16 protein-coding genes, 2 rRNA genes and 1 riboswitch are annotated in these 15,767 nt (G+C 49.1%); of the genes, 12 read left to right on the top strand and 6 right to left on the bottom strand.

Annotation, left to right across the window (positions count from 1 at the left end; translation table 11 throughout):
* Positions 1–112 precede the first annotated feature (112 nt).
* A complete protein-coding gene (locus BLV50_RS10950; protein ID WP_064640556.1) occupies positions 113–988 on the bottom strand; it encodes a radical SAM/SPASM domain-containing protein in 876 nt (291 codons plus the stop codon).
* Between the two features lie 295 nt (positions 989–1,283).
* On the opposite strand from BLV50_RS10950, the gene BLV50_RS10945 reads away from it, so the two are divergent.
* The 12 genes from BLV50_RS10945 to BLV50_RS10890 all read left to right on the top strand — a co-directional run bounded on the left by BLV50_RS10945 (position 1,284) and on the right by BLV50_RS10890 (position 12,764).
* Positions 1,284–2,426, top strand: a complete 1,143-nt coding sequence (locus BLV50_RS10945; RefSeq protein WP_090807622.1) for an iron-containing alcohol dehydrogenase family protein — start codon at positions 1,284–1,286, stop codon at positions 2,424–2,426.
* On the top strand, positions 2,423–3,478 hold the full coding sequence (locus tag BLV50_RS10940; protein WP_256337936.1) for an ABC transporter substrate-binding protein: 1,056 nt from the start codon (positions 2,423–2,425) through the stop codon (positions 3,476–3,478). Before BLV50_RS10945 ends, BLV50_RS10940 begins: the two co-directional genes overlap by 4 nt.
* Positions 3,479–3,505: 27 nt before the next feature.
* Positions 3,506–4,291 (top strand): ABC transporter permease subunit, encoded by a 786-nt coding sequence (locus tag BLV50_RS10935; protein WP_063568384.1) that lies wholly within the window; start codon positions 3,506–3,508, stop codon positions 4,289–4,291.
* Positions 4,292–4,314: 23 nt separating this feature from the next.
* Positions 4,315–5,091, top strand: a complete 777-nt coding sequence (locus BLV50_RS10930) for an ATP-binding cassette domain-containing protein (protein ID WP_090807620.1) — start codon at positions 4,315–4,317, stop codon at positions 5,089–5,091.
* Between the two features lie 24 nt (positions 5,092–5,115).
* Positions 5,116–6,237, top strand: a complete 1,122-nt coding sequence (gene hisC, locus BLV50_RS10925; RefSeq protein WP_090807618.1) for a histidinol-phosphate transaminase — start codon at positions 5,116–5,118, stop codon at positions 6,235–6,237.
* Positions 6,238–6,345: 108 nt separating this feature from the next.
* A riboswitch (TPP riboswitch) is annotated at positions 6,346–6,448 on the top strand.
* Between the two features lie 174 nt (positions 6,449–6,622).
* Positions 6,623–7,390, top strand: a complete 768-nt coding sequence (locus BLV50_RS10920) for an ABC transporter ATP-binding protein (RefSeq protein ID WP_090807616.1) — start codon at positions 6,623–6,625, stop codon at positions 7,388–7,390.
* Entirely contained in the window at positions 7,377–8,189 is an 813-nt protein-coding gene (locus tag BLV50_RS10915; RefSeq protein ID WP_371129242.1) for an ABC transporter permease, read from the top strand. The genes BLV50_RS10920 and BLV50_RS10915 overlap by 14 nt, the downstream gene beginning before the upstream one ends.
* A gap of 47 nt (positions 8,190–8,236) precedes the next feature.
* Positions 8,237–9,304 carry an ABC transporter substrate-binding protein gene (locus tag BLV50_RS10910; protein WP_090807614.1) on the top strand — a complete coding sequence of 356 codons (1,068 nt, stop codon included), beginning with the start codon at positions 8,237–8,239 and terminating at the stop codon, positions 9,302–9,304.
* Between the two features lie 257 nt (positions 9,305–9,561).
* Positions 9,562–10,374: a hydroxyethylthiazole kinase gene (gene thiM / locus BLV50_RS10905; RefSeq protein WP_072735030.1), complete on the top strand. Its 813-nt coding sequence runs from the start codon at positions 9,562–9,564 to the stop codon at positions 10,372–10,374.
* Complete coding sequence (thiD, locus tag BLV50_RS10900) at positions 10,371–11,183, top strand: bifunctional hydroxymethylpyrimidine kinase/phosphomethylpyrimidine kinase (protein WP_090807612.1); 813 nt, start codon at positions 10,371–10,373, stop codon at positions 11,181–11,183. The genes thiM and thiD overlap by 4 nt, the downstream gene beginning before the upstream one ends.
* Positions 11,183–11,848 carry a thiamine phosphate synthase gene (thiE, locus tag BLV50_RS10895; RefSeq protein ID WP_090807610.1) on the top strand — a complete coding sequence of 222 codons (666 nt, stop codon included), beginning with the start codon at positions 11,183–11,185 and terminating at the stop codon, positions 11,846–11,848. The genes thiD and thiE overlap by 1 nt, the downstream gene beginning before the upstream one ends.
* A gap of 172 nt (positions 11,849–12,020) precedes the next feature.
* Positions 12,021–12,764 (top strand): MerR family transcriptional regulator, encoded by a 744-nt coding sequence (locus tag BLV50_RS10890; RefSeq protein ID WP_090807608.1) that lies wholly within the window; start codon positions 12,021–12,023, stop codon positions 12,762–12,764.
* A gap of 385 nt (positions 12,765–13,149) precedes the next feature.
* On the opposite strand, the gene BLV50_RS10885 is transcribed toward BLV50_RS10890, so the two are convergent.
* The 5 genes from BLV50_RS10885 to BLV50_RS10865 all read right to left on the bottom strand — a co-directional run.
* Entirely contained in the window at positions 13,150–13,632 is a 483-nt protein-coding gene (locus BLV50_RS10885; protein WP_083584822.1) for a hypothetical protein, read from the bottom strand.
* 264 nt (positions 13,633–13,896) lie between these two features.
* On the bottom strand, positions 13,897–14,553 hold the full coding sequence (locus tag BLV50_RS10880) for a deoxynucleoside kinase (protein WP_072735026.1): 657 nt from the start codon (positions 14,551–14,553) through the stop codon (positions 13,897–13,899).
* Positions 14,550–15,173, bottom strand: a complete 624-nt coding sequence (locus BLV50_RS10875) for a deoxynucleoside kinase (RefSeq protein WP_063568458.1) — start codon at positions 15,171–15,173, stop codon at positions 14,550–14,552. Before BLV50_RS10875 ends, BLV50_RS10880 begins: the two co-directional genes overlap by 4 nt.
* 224 nt (positions 15,174–15,397) lie before the next feature.
* Positions 15,398–15,514, bottom strand: a 5S ribosomal RNA gene (gene rrf, locus BLV50_RS10870).
* Positions 15,515–15,657: 143 nt separating this feature from the next.
* A 23S ribosomal RNA gene (locus BLV50_RS10865) occupies positions 15,658–15,767 on the bottom strand; the annotation flags it as partial.

The following is a 15,767-nucleotide window of genomic DNA, read 5'->3' as shown; positions in this document are numbered from 1 at the left end:
AAATTCTACTTCCAAGGACTAACCTGTATAAAAAAACAAAAACGTACCATTTCTGAAATGCAATTTTCAGAAATGGTACGTTTCTCAATTATATACTTGTTATATCTTTATTTTAAGCGCCAAACCGCTGACGATATCCGCACTTCCGACATAATTCCTCCACTGCTTCCCGTTTGGAGAAACCATAGAACAGATTGTTGGCTCGTTCACCATCCACAATCTCCGAGAACGATTTTTCGTGAACGTTGCCCAAGTTAATTACACCCTCACCATCGAGACAGCATGGAACCACAGTTCCATCGACAAGCACGGCTGCCTGACTACGAAGTGCATGACAGAAACCTTTACCATCATCTTCGGGTGCATCCAGACTCGGCCACTGGAATTCATGATCCTGATTCAGATACACATTCGGGGCAATTTTGACACCGCTCCCCGGCACCACTTTCTCCTCAATACGGAAATCTAGATTGAACTCCCGTTCAAGAACCTCCAGCGTCTCCCGGTTTCGGTTCATCTGCGCATTCGTGAAGTTATCCTGTGTCAGATTCCAGAGTCGAAATGAAATAATGACATTATGCTTCACTGCTTCCCGGACAAAAGACAACACATTGCCCAGATAGCCCTCACGGTCTGTGGAACCCTCGTGACCATCAAAGCTGTGCAGGGAGAAATTCATCTGACGCAGTGCCGGTTTGCCGAGCAGTTTGTGCTGGGTCTTGGGCAGCAGCGTACCGTTCGTCGTAATGTTGACCTTGAATCCCTTCTCATGCGCTGAATCCAGTAACAGATCAATTTTGGGATGAAGCAGCGGCTCACCTTTGACATGTAAATAAATATGTTTGGTATGGGGTTTGATCTGATCCAATATATTGTTGAAGACTTCAGGGTCAATGAAATTTTTGGCACGTTTGGTCTGTGGACAGAAGCTGCATGCCAGATTACATATACTTGTGATCTCAATATATACTTTCTTGAACGTTTTCAACTCGGGGTCCCCATTCTGCTTAGAGGGAGAACAGTCCCACCCTCATTTGTGATCCGGCCCATGTGTGCCACCACTATTATATCGGGTTCAAGGGACAAGGTAAATCGACTAGGATGTTAATTCCCTTTTTCTCATCGAATTCGTTAACTACGTTCACCTATAGATTCTTTCAATCGAAGTATAGGATGTATTGATTGTCCAGGTCATTGTAGTTGCCGAGACGCGATGCTAGAATCTAAACAATTTAAAACCAAGTTAAAACGTAAGAATAATAAGTTATAAGGGGAGTGTATTCATGATTACTGTTAAGGCACCCGCAGTATATGTACACGAGGCTAACATTCTTGAGCAAAGTGGTTCGCGGATTGCACAGCTTGGGCAGCATGTTCTCATCATCGCCGGTGAGTCTGCATTAAAAGCCGTACAGCCTTACCTTCTTCCTTCATTGGAGGAGCATAAGATCAAGTTCCATGTGCAATTGTTTCACGGTGAGGTTACAACAGGCCAGATTGATACTTTCACACAGCAAGCCTTCGATTTGGATGTTGATCTGATTATCGGCGTCGGTGGTGGTAAAGTGCTCGATCTGTCCAAAGCGGTGGCCGAGCAAGCCCAATTGCCCATTGTAACGGTCCCAACGATTGCCGCAACCTGCGCTGCCTGGTCCGCCTTAACCGTGCTCTATGATGAACAGGGGAAATCTGCAGGATATCGTCCCCTGCGTCGTTCGCCTGATCTCGTTCTGGCTGATCCACATATTCTGGCGAGTGCACCAAGGCGATATTTGGCCGCAGGGATCGGTGACACACTCGTAAAATGGCATGAGTTCGCCGTTAATCTAAGTGGCAACGCCACCAGCCTCACTCTCCGAAACAGTGTCAGCACCGCCAAGCTTGCACTCGATATTCTTGAAGCGCACGCCATCGATGTCTATGAATCCACCGATACAACCGGTAGTACACCTCAATTCCGTGATGTTGCCGATGCCATTATTGTGCTCGCAGGCCTTGTAGGCAGCATTAGCGATGGATCACTTCATGCCGCGATTGCTCATGGGCTACATGATAGCCTCACCAAATTACCCGAAACACACGCTTCACTACATGGAGAAAAGGTAGCCTTTGGACTCTTCACCCAGTGGATTCTTGAAGGCAAAGCAGGGGATGAGCTTCATGAGCTGATCACTCTGTTACATAAGCTGAATCTGCCTATCACTCTTGCCGAGCTTGGCATACAACAACAGCCTAAGGAAGCTGCTGCGCGCATTGCAGCAGGACTACAGCTGCGGGAAGGCAGTGCGGCGCATCTCTCCTTCGGAGTTAGTACGGCGCAGGTAACCGAAGCCATTCTTCAGGCAGACCGTATCGGCCAAACATTCATAGAATCCAGTCAGTCCAGTGAAAGCAGTACATACACCAAGGAGGTTTCCTCCCTATGATCCGTCCAAACCGCCATTACACTCTTCCCTTAACTGCCTTTCTGAGCGCGCTTCTGTTGATGCTGATCTCCGGCTGCTCTGCCGGAACTGACAATCAGGCCGCGGGTACAGGCACAACACCGACAGCGGCATCAGCTGCTTCGAATAAAGACGTTACCATTCGTGTTGGTCAGACCGGATGGGGCAATCTCGAATTGGGGCTAAAAGCCGCCGGACTCGATGAAACCCCCTATAAAGTCACTTATAACGTATTTCAGGGAGGTAACCTGATCCTTGAAGCGATGGCTGCAAACCAATTGGACTTTGGTGTGACCAGTGAAATTCCGCCCATTTTTGCATCTCAAGCTGCCAATGGTGGAAGCTTTAAGATTATTGCGGTACAACAAGGCAGCACCTTAAATCAGGAGGTCGTTGTTCCCAAAGGTTCATCGATCAAATCGGTTGCTGACCTGAAAGGCAAGAAAGTTGCTTTCGTAAAAAATACAACGGCCCACTATTTCCTGCTCAAAATGCTGGAAGAAGCCGGATTAACCTGGAGTGACATCAGTCCGGTCGAACTTTCAACAGCCGATGGACTCAGCGCCCTGATAAGCGGGAAAGTGGATGCACTTGCCAGTTACGGCAATGCCATCATCTCCGCACATCAGAATGAAGCAACAACGCTCGCCAGCGCCAAAGATATCCTGTCAGGCAGCTTCCTTGTAGCCGCCTCCGATCAGGCTATTGCAAATGCGGAACAGAAAGAGGCCCTTGCCGATTATCTGGAGCGAATCAACAAATTCAATGATTGGGCTCGTGCCAATAAGGATGCGTGGGCTCAAATTACAGCAGACAACACCCACCAGCCCGTGGATCAAGCCCTTAAAACCTACACGGATGGAGAAGCACAACGCCCATCACGTATTGTTGCCATTTCTGACGAGGCCATCAAGTCTGAACAGGACGTAGCGGATACGTTTCAGCAAGCGGGAATTTTTGAGCAGGCAGTCGATGTGAGCACATTCTGGAGTGATGCACTTCAAGATCAACTTCCAGCTCCAGGTAGCCAATAACGAAGGAAGCAAGGAGGTAGGCATAACGTGCGGTCCAAAACCTTTAACCGGGCATGGTTTAACCAGTTCATTCCTTTTGTTGTACCACTACTCATTCTGGCTCTGTGGCAATGGCTGACTGCATCTGGAGTTGTTGCAGCCAATATTTTGCCCCGGCCCGCTCAGGTACTGGAGGCCTTCATTCGTCTGCTTCGTAACGGTGAACTACTGAACAATATCAGTATTAGCGCCAGACGAGCTTTGGGAGGATTCCTCATTGGTGGGGGTCTCGGTTTCCTGCTGGGTGTGCTGAACGGCATCTCCTCCCTTGCGGAAAAGATCGCCGACTCCTCGGTGCAGATGATCCGCAACATTCCGCATCTGTCCTTGATCCCCCTCGTTATTGTGTGGTTCGGGATCGGTGAAGAAGCAAAATTATTCCTCGTTTCCCTGGGTGTATTCTTTCCGGTATATCTGAATACGTTTCACGGCATACGATCAGTCGATCCCGGTCTGATTGAAATGGGCAAAGTATATGGCCTCAGCCGTTGGTCCCTTTATAAGGACATTATCCTGCCTGGTGCACTGCCTTCCATTCTGGTGGGCATTCGTTATGCACTTGGCATTATGTGGCTGACACTTATCGTAGCCGAGACGGTTGCGGCGGATGCGGGGATTGGATACATGGCGATGAACGCGCGGGAATTCATGCAGATGGACGTAATCGTCTTAAGCATTCTGCTATATGCCCTGCTGGGCAAGCTGTCCGATACCATCGCTAAATGGCTGGAACGGCGCTGGCTGCGCTGGAACCCGGCCCTATCCCGCAAGTAAAGCAAAGGAGTGTGTATTGATCCATGAGCACAAGTCAGATCAGTCCTTTTCTTCAAGTAGATGGGGTTCAGAAATCGTATGATCAGCGGACGATTCTATCCAACATCAACGTCAATGTAAGACAAGGGGAATTTGTAGCCATCGTTGGACGAAGCGGCTGTGGCAAAAGTACTTTGCTGCGTCTGATCGCCGGGCTGGAACCCCCCTCTTCCGGGAGCATTATGCTGGGCAACAGAAAGCTTGGCAGTACAGCACCCGAGACACGGTTTCTGTTTCAGGAAGCCCGGCTGCTACCTTGGAAATCCGTGCTCGACAATGTACGACTGGGCATCCCCGACAAGAACAAGGAAGATGCACGCCAGTCGCTTCGCAATGTAGGACTCGGAGAGCGTGAAGGTGATTGGCCGGGGGTATTATCTGGCGGACAAAAACAACGTGTCGCCTTGGCACGGGCACTCGCAAGTCATCCACGCTTACTGCTGCTGGATGAACCGCTGGGTGCATTGGATGCATTGACACGAATTGAGATGCAGCAATTAATCGAACGCTTGTGGGTAGAAGAAGATCTGACTGTCATTCTGGTCACTCATGATGTCAGTGAGGCGGTTGCGCTGGCAGACAGAGTGCTGTTAATCGAGGATGGTCATATAACGATGGATACTCGAATTACGCTGGAGCGGCCACGCGTTCGGGACAGCGGGTTTGCTCATTTTGAAAACCTGATTCTGAATCGTTTGTTGACTCCTCCACAAGAGACACCACAGCAGATTGCTCAGAAACAGATATCATTCTCGATCTAATTCCACTGGAAAGAAGGCATGATTATGCAATCCCTTTCACCCGTTCCCTCTCCACCTGTTAAAGACCTTTTAACTCAAATTCCGGCTTATACGCCTGCCAAATCCATGGAACAGATCCGGCGGGAGTTGGGACTGGAAAGTGTGGATCGACTTGCAGCGAACGAGAATCCGTTTGGTTCCTCTCCCCTGGCTGCGGAAGCGGTCAGATCGCTGAGTTCCGATCTTTTGGCTCAATACCCCGACGGTTCCAGCCAACTGCTGCGTGACAAACTTGCGGAACGTCTGGGGGTGCGTACTTCCCAACTGGTATTTGGCAGTGGATCTTTCGAGCTGCTAACCCTTACCGCCCAAGCTTATCTTAATCCCGGGGAGGAATCACTCATTCCGGTGCCCTCCTTTAACTGGTATAAGGGCGCTACGCTGCTGGCAGGCGGGGTTATTCATGAAGTGCCTTTGGTCAACCACTCACTGGACCTGGAGCAATTCCGGCAACGGATTACTACTTCTACCCGAATCATCTGGCTGTGCAATCCGAATAATCCGACCGGAACCATTTTCACGACAAATGCCCTGCTTGATCTACTCGAACATGTTCCCTCCCACGTCGTGGTTGTCCTGGATGAAGCATATTATGAATTCGCGGAAAGTGAAGATTACCCTGATACGGTTAAGCTGCTGGAACAGTATAATAATCTGATTATTTTGCGGACCTTCTCCAAAATATATGGACTAGCTGGCCTGCGAATTGGATATGGCATCGGGAATGAAAGCATTATTGAAGGCATTAACCGGGTCAAGCTGCCCATCAGTCTGACAGCCACATCCCAAGCCGCTGCTTCGGCCAGCCTGGATGATCATGAGTTTGTTTCTCACTGCCTGCACTACAATCGTCAGGGACGGGAAACGTTAATGCAGTCCTTTGAGCAGTGGAACTTACCCTACATCCCTTCCGAAACAAATTTCATCATGGTGGATCTGTTGCAGGATAGTGGCCCGATTACCCAAGAATTGTTGAACAGAGGCATCTCTGTTCGCGGCGGTGCCGAATTCGGTATGCCTACCTGGCTTCGGATTACGATTGGCACACCTGAGCAGATTGCCCGGCTGATCGGTGAGCTTGATTCACTGTTACATTCAAACGATTAGAATCCTAGGTTACTTTCCTAACTCACATCACGCACACTTCTTTTAAGCCGCCCTCTTTACATTCCACTTGCATGTGATATATGCTGAACACACAACTGCATATCTTAAACATTGCACTAGGGGAGCCTTGCGGCTGAGACGAATCGAACGATTCGGACCCTTTGAACCTGATCTGGATCATACCAGCGGAGGGAAGTGGAGTGGCCTCTCAGTAAGCGGATTTTTTCATGTTGATGATGGAATTTAATGTGAATTGAACTTACAGACCCACTCATTTCTCCGGAAATGGGTGGGTCTTTTTCGCGTTCTTCGAGCAGATCAGAAGGTGTAATTAAAGATCCCGCGGTTTGAAGTTGAATTATGAATACAAGGGGGACGGAACGAGATGGATAACGATATAACCATTCACAACATGAGCTACGCTTTCCCGGGAAAAAGGGATTCCCCCGTGCTTTCCAATGTGTCGATGACTGTAGCCAAAGGCGAATTTGTCTCGCTCATCGGTTCCAGCGGCTCCGGTAAAAGTACCCTTTTCAAGCTGCTGGCAGGCCTGCTTGAGCCAACACACGGAACCATTGAAATTCCTTGGGTTCAAGAAGGAAAGCGACTGGGGCAGGTGGCCTACATGCCGCAAAAGGACCTCCTATTATCCTGGAGAACGATCATGGGGAATTGCATGCTTCCCTCTGAACTGGCTGCAGGTCGGCAGGATAAGATAAGGATTCGAGCAGATATCCTGGCTGGCCTCGACAGATTTGGCTTATCCGGCCACGCGCATGCTTACCCGGACGAGCTTTCAGGTGGCATGCGCCAGCGTGTCGCGCTGCTTCGTACTTTGCTGACAGGTGGCCGACTTATGCTGCTGGATGAACCATTCGGCGCACTCGATGCCCTGACCAAACGGGAGATGCATCGCTGGCTGCTGGAGCTATGGGAAGGCCTGGGCAAAACCGTGTTGTTCATCACACATGACATTGAAGAAGCCCTGCTGCTCAGTGATCGGATTATCCTGTTAACTCCGGTGGGCCAAGGTCAACAGCTGCAGGATCTGTCGGTACCTTTAGCACGTCCAAGACATTCGGACATGGTCTACGAACCGGCTCTCGTTCAGATGAGACGACAACTGGAGGAACAATTGCATGCAAGACGGTAACTTGAGAGACAGCATGAAGCATAGCGTAAGAGGTTGGCTTGCCCGTTATGGTCTGTTTCTTTTGCTCATGATCTTGCTGCTTGTCATTTGGGAGTGGATTGTGCGTATGGGATGGGTGCCTTCCTTCATCATTCCAGCCCCGACGGCGATTGCCCGTACGCTTTATGAACATCGCCGCCTCTTGCTGGCTACACATCTGCCCGCTACCTTGATGGAAGTTGTCGTTGGTTTTGGCTTGTCCATTGGTGCCGGAATTGCACTTGCAACAGGTATGTATATGAATCGGTCGATTGAAAAAGCGTTATATCCCTTCATCGTGATCAGTCAGACGATCCCGCTGATTGCCTTGTCCCCCGTCTTCATCCTATGGTTTGGCTACACCTTGTGGAGTAAAGTCGCGGTGGTGTTCCTGATCGCATTTTTCCCGATTGTAGTAAGCACCTACGATGGCCTGCGCCAGGGTGATCCGGAGCAGCGTGAACTGCTGCTGACGATGGGGGCCAGCAAGTGGGATATTTTTCGCAAACTCCAGATTCCACTTGCCCTTCCCTCCTTCTTTTCGGGACTGAAAATGTCTGTGGTGTATTGTGTGGTCGGTGCAACGATCGGTGAATGGCTCGGTGGAAGCAAGGGTCTCGGTTACTTCAGCCGCAGAATGTCGAGCAATATGAACACGGATGCCATGTTCGCCGCCATTGTGCTGTTATCCCTGCTCGGTATCGCCCTGTTTGTACTCATTGCATGGATGGAGAGAAGATTCAGTACACCACGTCATGCAGGTAGAAGAAAAACTGGATAACTTTCGGATTTCAAAAACAGATAAACGGAAATGAGGAATTTGAAGCTATGAAGAAAAAACATATCTACTCCCTACTCCCCATTCTGCTCATATCTATGTTACTGATTATCAGCGGATGCGGAAATACGGGTACCAACACACCTGCTACAGATTCAACTTCCAATGCAAAAGATACAGAATCATCTGCGGCCGAGAGGTCATCGGCATCCAAAGACAAGCTGTCCATCATGCTCGATTGGTATCCTAATGCAGTGCATTCCTTCATCTATGTTGCTCAGGAGAATGGTTACTTCGCGGATCAAGGTCTGGATGTCGATATCCAGATGCCTGCCGATACGAATGATGCACTCAAACTTGTTGCCGCCGGGAAAATCGATCTTGCACTAAGCTACCAGCCGCAAATTTTGCTCGCGCGTGGGGAGAACATTCTTGTACGTTCGATTGCAGCCGTCGTTCGCCATCCGCTCGTGCATCTGTTGACTGAAGCCAACGGTAAAGTGAAATCGCCAAAAGATCTTGAAGGGAGGACGGTCGGCTATTCCTCAATCCCTTTGTATGAAGCAATGGTGCGTACCATGATCAGCCAGGATGGCGGTAATCCCGACAAGATGAATCTGGTGGATGTGGGATTTGACCTGATCCCTTCCCTGGCTTCCGGGCAGGCAGATGCCATTATGGGTGGTTTTATTAACCATGAACAATTGATTCTGGAAAAGGAAGGCCATGCCATGAAAGCGATCAATCCCGTCGATTACGGCGTACCTGATTATTATGAACTGGTCCTCACTGCAAGTGATGCGGGCATTGAAGCGAAGAAAGATCAGCTTACCCGCTTCATCAAAGCGATGCAGGAAGGACAGAAATATGTAACAGAGCACCCCGAGGACGCGCTGAACATTCTGCTCGCACATGAGAACGAAACGTCTCCACTTGACCCGGAGATCGAAACCAAAAGTCTAAATATTTTACTGCCACTGATGAATGAAGAAGGTCAGCCGTTTGGCAGGCAGGACGCCTCTTCTTGGGAAAATGTACGTGCATGGTTGGTTCAAAGTGAACTGATTCCGGATTCCGTAAAGGCTGAGGATGCTTTTATCAACTTGCAGGGTGAGTAAGTAAAATCGATTACTGGACGAGATCAAGGGAAATTTGAAAGTTGTAAATTCATTATCAGATGTCGATAACATGAGTAGTTACGGAATTCAATAACTGTACGATTAGAATCTTTATCGAGGATAAGGACTCTTTAATTAAGCTTTCTATATGGACTTTCCAGCTATCCGAGAATAGCGTTTAGTTCCCATGATTTAATGGCCCACCCTGCCCTGACACTTTTATTGATCAAATTGCTTATTTATAAGGAGGAACTTATATGTCTTATCTGGAACGTGTTCGTACGCAAAATCCGCTTGTTCATAACATTACGAATATTGTCGTCGCTCCGTTTACGGCCAACGGTTTGCTCGCACTAGGTGCATCTCCCTTTATGGCTTATGCGCATGAAGAAGTTGCTGATGTTGCCAAGATGTCGGGAGCAGTTGTACTGAACATTGGCACACTGGACGAAAAGGTGGTTGAGGCGATCCGTTTGGCTGGTCGATCAGCTAATTCAAATAACGTACCTGTTGTGCTCGATCCGGTTGGAGCTGGCGCAACCGCCTATCGTACGGAAACCATTCAGATGCTCGTTCGTGAGCTTCGCCTCACGGTGTTGCGGGGCAATGTGGCAGAAGTCGCCAATGTCATCGGTGAGCGTTGGAGCATCAAAGGTGTGGATGCAGGTCAAGGCGATGGAGATCGAATCGGAATAGCGGAACGGGCAGCACAAAAACTCGGCTGTGTGGTCGTCATTACCGGACGCGAGGATGTCATTACGGATGGACAAACGACGTTCCTGACGAGTAATGGACATGCCTTGCTTACCCAAGTAACTGGTGCAGGCTGCTTACTCAGCTCCGTGATTGGTGCTTTTGCAGCCATAGCGAAACCGGGAGACGACTTGCTGAGCAGTGTTGTGGAGGCACTCGTTTTCTATGGCGTTGCAGCAGAGATTGCGGCGGAACGTACCGCTGACCTGGGACCGGGCAGCTTCCAGATCGAATTGCTGAATCAACTGGCTCAAGTGACACCTGACGTTCTCGCGCATCGGTCACAGGTTCGCCAGATTGATGGAGGTACGCAATGAGTATTGCGCAGGCTTTGACGATTGCTGGTTCCGATAATGGTGGCGGAGCCGGAATTCAAGCTGATTTAAAGACCTTTCAGGAGCTCGGCGTATACGGCATGACTGTGATTACAGCTATTGCTGCCCAAAATACAACAGGTGTGCAGGGCGTCTTCCCTATTTCATATGAAGGTATTGCTCAACAGTTGGATTCGACCGGTGATGATTTTCAGCCTACAGCCGTGAAGACGGGCATGCTCTACAGTGCTGAGATTATTCGACTGGTTGCCGAGAAATGGCAGCAATACGGATGGTGCAATCTGGTCATCGATCCGGTTATGGTTGCCAAAGGCGGCGCTCCCCTGCTGCAAAAGGAGGCCGTTCAAGCGCTAATTACGGAGCTGCTGCCTCATGCACTGATCACGACGCCGAACATTCCGGAAGCCGAGCTTCTTACAGGAATGTCTATTATGAATTTGAGTCAGCGTGAAGAAGCCGCAAGGCAGATCGTGCAGATGGGCTCCACGTATGCTTTGGTGAAAGGTGGTCATGATGAGGGAAATGGCATCATTGTCGATGTGCTCTATGATGGGCAGTCTTTTCACTATCTGGAGAACGTTCGGGTAGTGACAAGGCATACCCATGGAACGGGATGTACGTATTCTGCGGCCATTACTGCCGAATTGTCGAAAGGCTCAGCTGTGCCGGCTGCCGTCACCACCGCGCGAGCATTCATTCAGGCAGCCATCGAAGACGAGCTGGGGATTGGGGCCGGACATGGGCCGACGAATCATTTTGCCTATCAGCGCAGACTGCGGGGTGAACAGTAATGCGCCCACTGGATGCAGAAGCGGTACGGCATGCGATGCAGGTGTATTTGGTAATGGGCAGCGTGAATACGACGCGTGACCCCGTGGAAGTGCTGCGCCAAGCCATCGCTGGCGGCATTACGCTGTTCCAGTTCCGTGAAAAAGGAACTGGCGCTCTGGTTGGCGAAGCACGCATCACGCTTGCGATGCGGCTTCGCGAGGTGTGCAGCCAGCACGGGATACCGTTCATCGTGAACGATGATGTGGAGCTGGCTGTGGTGGTAGAGGCCGACGGCATCCATGTCGGCCAGGACGATGCGGACGCGGCGCTGGTACGCGCCCGCATCGGAGAAGGGCGGATGCTTGGCGTATCCGCCCACTCCGCGCTGGAAGCCCGCCGTGCGGTGCAGGCGGGCGCCGACTATCTTGGCGTCGGGCCAATGTACCCGACGCGGTCCAAAGCGGATGCCCACGCTGTGCTGGGCCCCGCAGGGGTTGCCGAACTGCGCGCCGCAGGCATCGCAGTTCCGGTGGTGGGTATCGGCGGCATTACGCCCGATACCACGGCCGCCGTGATGGCGGCAGGAGCCGACGGCGTAGCCGTCATCTCCGCCATCGCGGGCGCGGCCGATGTGCGCGCAGCGGCTGCGCAGTTCGCTGCGGCGGTGCACGGGATGCAGGCGTAGCCATGCGCTCCCTGCACTGCTAGCCCGTGTGCTGCACCAGATAGATGGTGCAGCACATTCAGTTATTCTCAAGATGCAGCTTCCGTGCCTGCATCTTATTTTTTTCATTTTCACCTGTTGACTCTCACGTAACGTGACGCTGTACAATCGGTGGTGTAAGGAGGTTTCCATCATGGCCATGAAAGTAAAAGAAGTGGCCGAACTTGTCGGGATCAGTGTGCGCACACTGCATCATTATGATGAGATCGGACTGTTAACACCGGACGAAGTGACTTCTGCCGGATATCGACTGTATTCAGATGCCAATCTGGAAATGCTGCAGCAGATTTTATTTTTTAAAGAACTCGATTTCTCTCTGAAAGATATCAAGGAGATTACAAACAATCCATCGTTCGATCGAGAAGAAGCCCTGAATATGCATCGCCGTATTTTGCTGGAGAAACGCCAGCGGTTGGACCAAATGATCGCCACCATTGATAAATCGGTTCAACACGTGAGAGGAGAAATTAAGATGACAGCCAAAGAACAATTTGAAGGGTTTAATTTCAGTCATAATCCGTATGAGCAGGAAGCGCGGGAACGTTGGGGAGACCAAGCAGTGGATCAGGCTAATCAAAAGTTACACAACCAGTCTACTGGGGAGCAAAAAGCTCTATCCGATCAAATGAATTCAATCTACTCTCGTCTTGCAGCAATTCGTCACACGGATCCAAACTCTGCCGAAGCTCAAGCCGGAATCTCGGAATGGTACAGCTATCTGAACAACATGGGCAATTATTCTCCTGAAGTCTTCAGAGGGTTAGGCCAAATGTACGTAGACGACGAACGTTTTACACGTAATATTGATCAATTCGGCGAAGGCTTGGCTGTATTTATGAGGGATGCCATGGCTGTGTTTGCTGATCGAAACAGCTAATCTAGGCCTACATTGATTCCACCTATAGCATTATCCGTATTATCCGATGCCCCTCGCAATCAGGTATACGTTGTAGACAAGTAGTTCCATTTCGAACTTTCTATTGCTAATGAAAACTTGCTCTCTCGTTATAGGCAATATGCTCGTATTAAATAGAACTCCGTTCTGTCACATCTTTTCCGTATTCATGCAATGTGCTGGACAGCCCAGGATTCAACAATTACTCAGTTTACACAAAAAGGGACGCACGCCCTAAGGCGTCACGTCCCTCTTGTAGTATCTCAGCCGCAATGTGAATAAGCCATTTACAGTTATTCACTCTGAGTACTTTTTTTAATGGAGCAATCCCTGTATTACACAGGTCTTGCTTCCTTCTATCCATCGGTTAAGCTCTAGGAGCGTGATCTGACGAGGAAGCATCCGATGCCAGACTGGTCTTCGCCATCCGTCCTGGAATCTGCCATGCCGATACGATCGCCAGTACGATGAATAACAGGTCAACCGGCTCGCTGAAATAATCCGTAAAGGTGTCCACAAATGCACTAACCATCTCACCATCGAACACCAGATCCAACATGCTTGCATCGCTGAACAACTCGGAAGTAAAATACACCACCGTCAGATACTTCCCAAGCAAAATGCCGATAAGTGCAAAGATGACTGCAATGGCTTTGTGTACTGTCGCGATCCGTTTGTTCGAAAACAATACAACCGCGTAGCCTGTGAGCGCCCCAATAACGATAGCAATGAGCCCAAGCTCCCTTTCCGTCATGGCAGCGATCACTGCCCACACAATGCCCCCTACAACTGCTGCCAATAATCCACCAACGATTGGCATGCCGATCTTGATCCCTTGTTTCTCTTCCACGTTGTCTTTCCCTCCTGAGTCATGCTTATGCTTCTTTTCCAGAATTCACCTTTCCTATGAAACCACAAATACTCCTTTTATTCAACAAATTTCTACTATCTTATAATCATTAAAATAGGTTCTGCACCAATGCTTTTATCTCAATATAACGCAAAAAATCCCCTCTATCAGCCTTGAATTGGCAGCGAGGGGATCTCATTTAATCTTATTAATTTAATAACTCTTTCATTAACCTATGAATAACATACTTAGATAAGTTAATGTTTATAATTGCGTCGCGTTGGAAGGATTAATGACAGCAGCAATCTGCGCCAAAATGGCATCCACCGATGCTGGGTCATTCACATCATACTCATCGATGTTCAAACGCAGTACCGGACAGGCCGTAAATTGATTAATCCATACCGAATAGCGCTCATGCATATGCTCCCAGTAGGAACGGTCCGTCTGAATCTCCATCTCCCGTCCGCGTTCCGTAATCCGATTCAGAATGGATGGTAGGCTACCTTCCAGGTAAATCAGTACGTCCGGATGAGGGAAATACGGTGTCATCACCATAGCTTCAAACAAACTGCTGTACGTCTCGAAATCCGTAGCCGACATTGTGCCCTGATCCGCATGCATTTGTGCAAAGATACCTGTATCCTCATAGATGGAACGATCCTGTACAAATCCACCGCCCAGTTCAAAGATTTTCTTCTGTTCCTTGAAACGCTCTGCCAGGAAATAAATCTGTAAATGGAAGCTCCAGCGTTCAAAGTCATGATAGAACTTCTCCAGATATGGATTGTGGTCGACTTGCTCGAGCGAAGTCTTGAAGCTCAAACGGTCTGCCAGTGCCGCTGTCAGAGTGGATTTGCCCACCCCAACGGTACCTGCTACCGTAATTAATGCATTGGCCGGAATGCCATAATTGTTCATGTGATGTACTCCTTTACCTGATTAACAATCTGTTTGAAATGTTCGGGATGTTCTACAAAATCGAGCTGCTCCGCATTCACCTTAATGATAATTGGCGGATTCGGGCTGCTAGCCAGGTAGTCCATACCTGTTTTATAATCTGCAATTAACTGCTCCATATAAGCGGGGTCCATATCCTGCTCAAAAGACCGTCCACGTTTGTTGATCCGGTTCATTAATGTATCGAGCTCAGCCTCAATATAGAGCACCAGATTGGGTTTCGGCAGATCATCCGTTAAGAGGTGATAGATTTGACGGTATTTGTCCCGTTTCGTGCCCTTTAAGGTACGATCGGCAAAAATCATATTTTTATAGATATGATAGTCCGAAATGACGGGTGTATTCTTCTTAATGTAGTGCACGCCTGTGTCTTCCAGTTGCTTAAACCGGTTACACAGAAAAAACATTTCAAGCTGGAAGCTCCACTCATCTATATCCTGATAGAAGGAAGCCAAAAAGGGATTCTCTTCTACAATTTCCTTGACCAGCGGAAGGTTCAATTCCTGAGAAAGCATCGTTGCTAACGTTGTTTTCCCCGCACCAATCGGACCCTCCACGGCAATAAACGGGGCTGATTTCATCGTGATTCAGTTCCTCCTCGTACTCATGCGTGTTTCCGTTTCTATATAGACCCCACCTATTGTATCACAGCTTGGATGATGGGAAGGCCAGTATTTTATGTATAAAATGAGTTTTATCTCTAAGACCAAGATATATAAAACAGCCTACAGGAGTTATATTCATTCCCATGATCATAATAACAGAAAAAGACACGATCGCTTATCTACGATCGTGTCTTTTGATTGCTTGGCGGCGTCCTACTCTCCCAGGACCCTGCGGTCCAAGTACCATCGGCGCTAGAGGGCTTAACGGTCGTGTTCGGGATGGGTACGTGTGGAACCCCTCCGCCATCGCCACCAAACGCGATTTGTCGAAGCATTGCTTCTTGAAATCATTGTAGAACTGAAAATCATACACACATTCTGTGATGTACCGATTTTCATTTCAGAGATTATTCTCTGAAAACTAGATCCGAAACGAAATGTGCGATTTATAACTTGCATATTGGATAAGCCCTCGACCGATTAGTACTGGTCAGCTCCATGCATTGCTGCACTTCCACCCCCAGCCTATCTACCTCGTCGTCTTCAAGGGGTCTTACATACTGGGAAATC

It is taken from the genome of Paenibacillus sp. 276b (assembly GCF_900107875.1).
GTDB lineage: Bacteria > Bacillota > Bacilli > Paenibacillales > Paenibacillaceae > Paenibacillus > Paenibacillus marchantiae.
The sequence above is the reverse complement of the archived record's forward strand: the minus strand, read 5'-3'. Positions and strand labels throughout refer to the sequence as shown.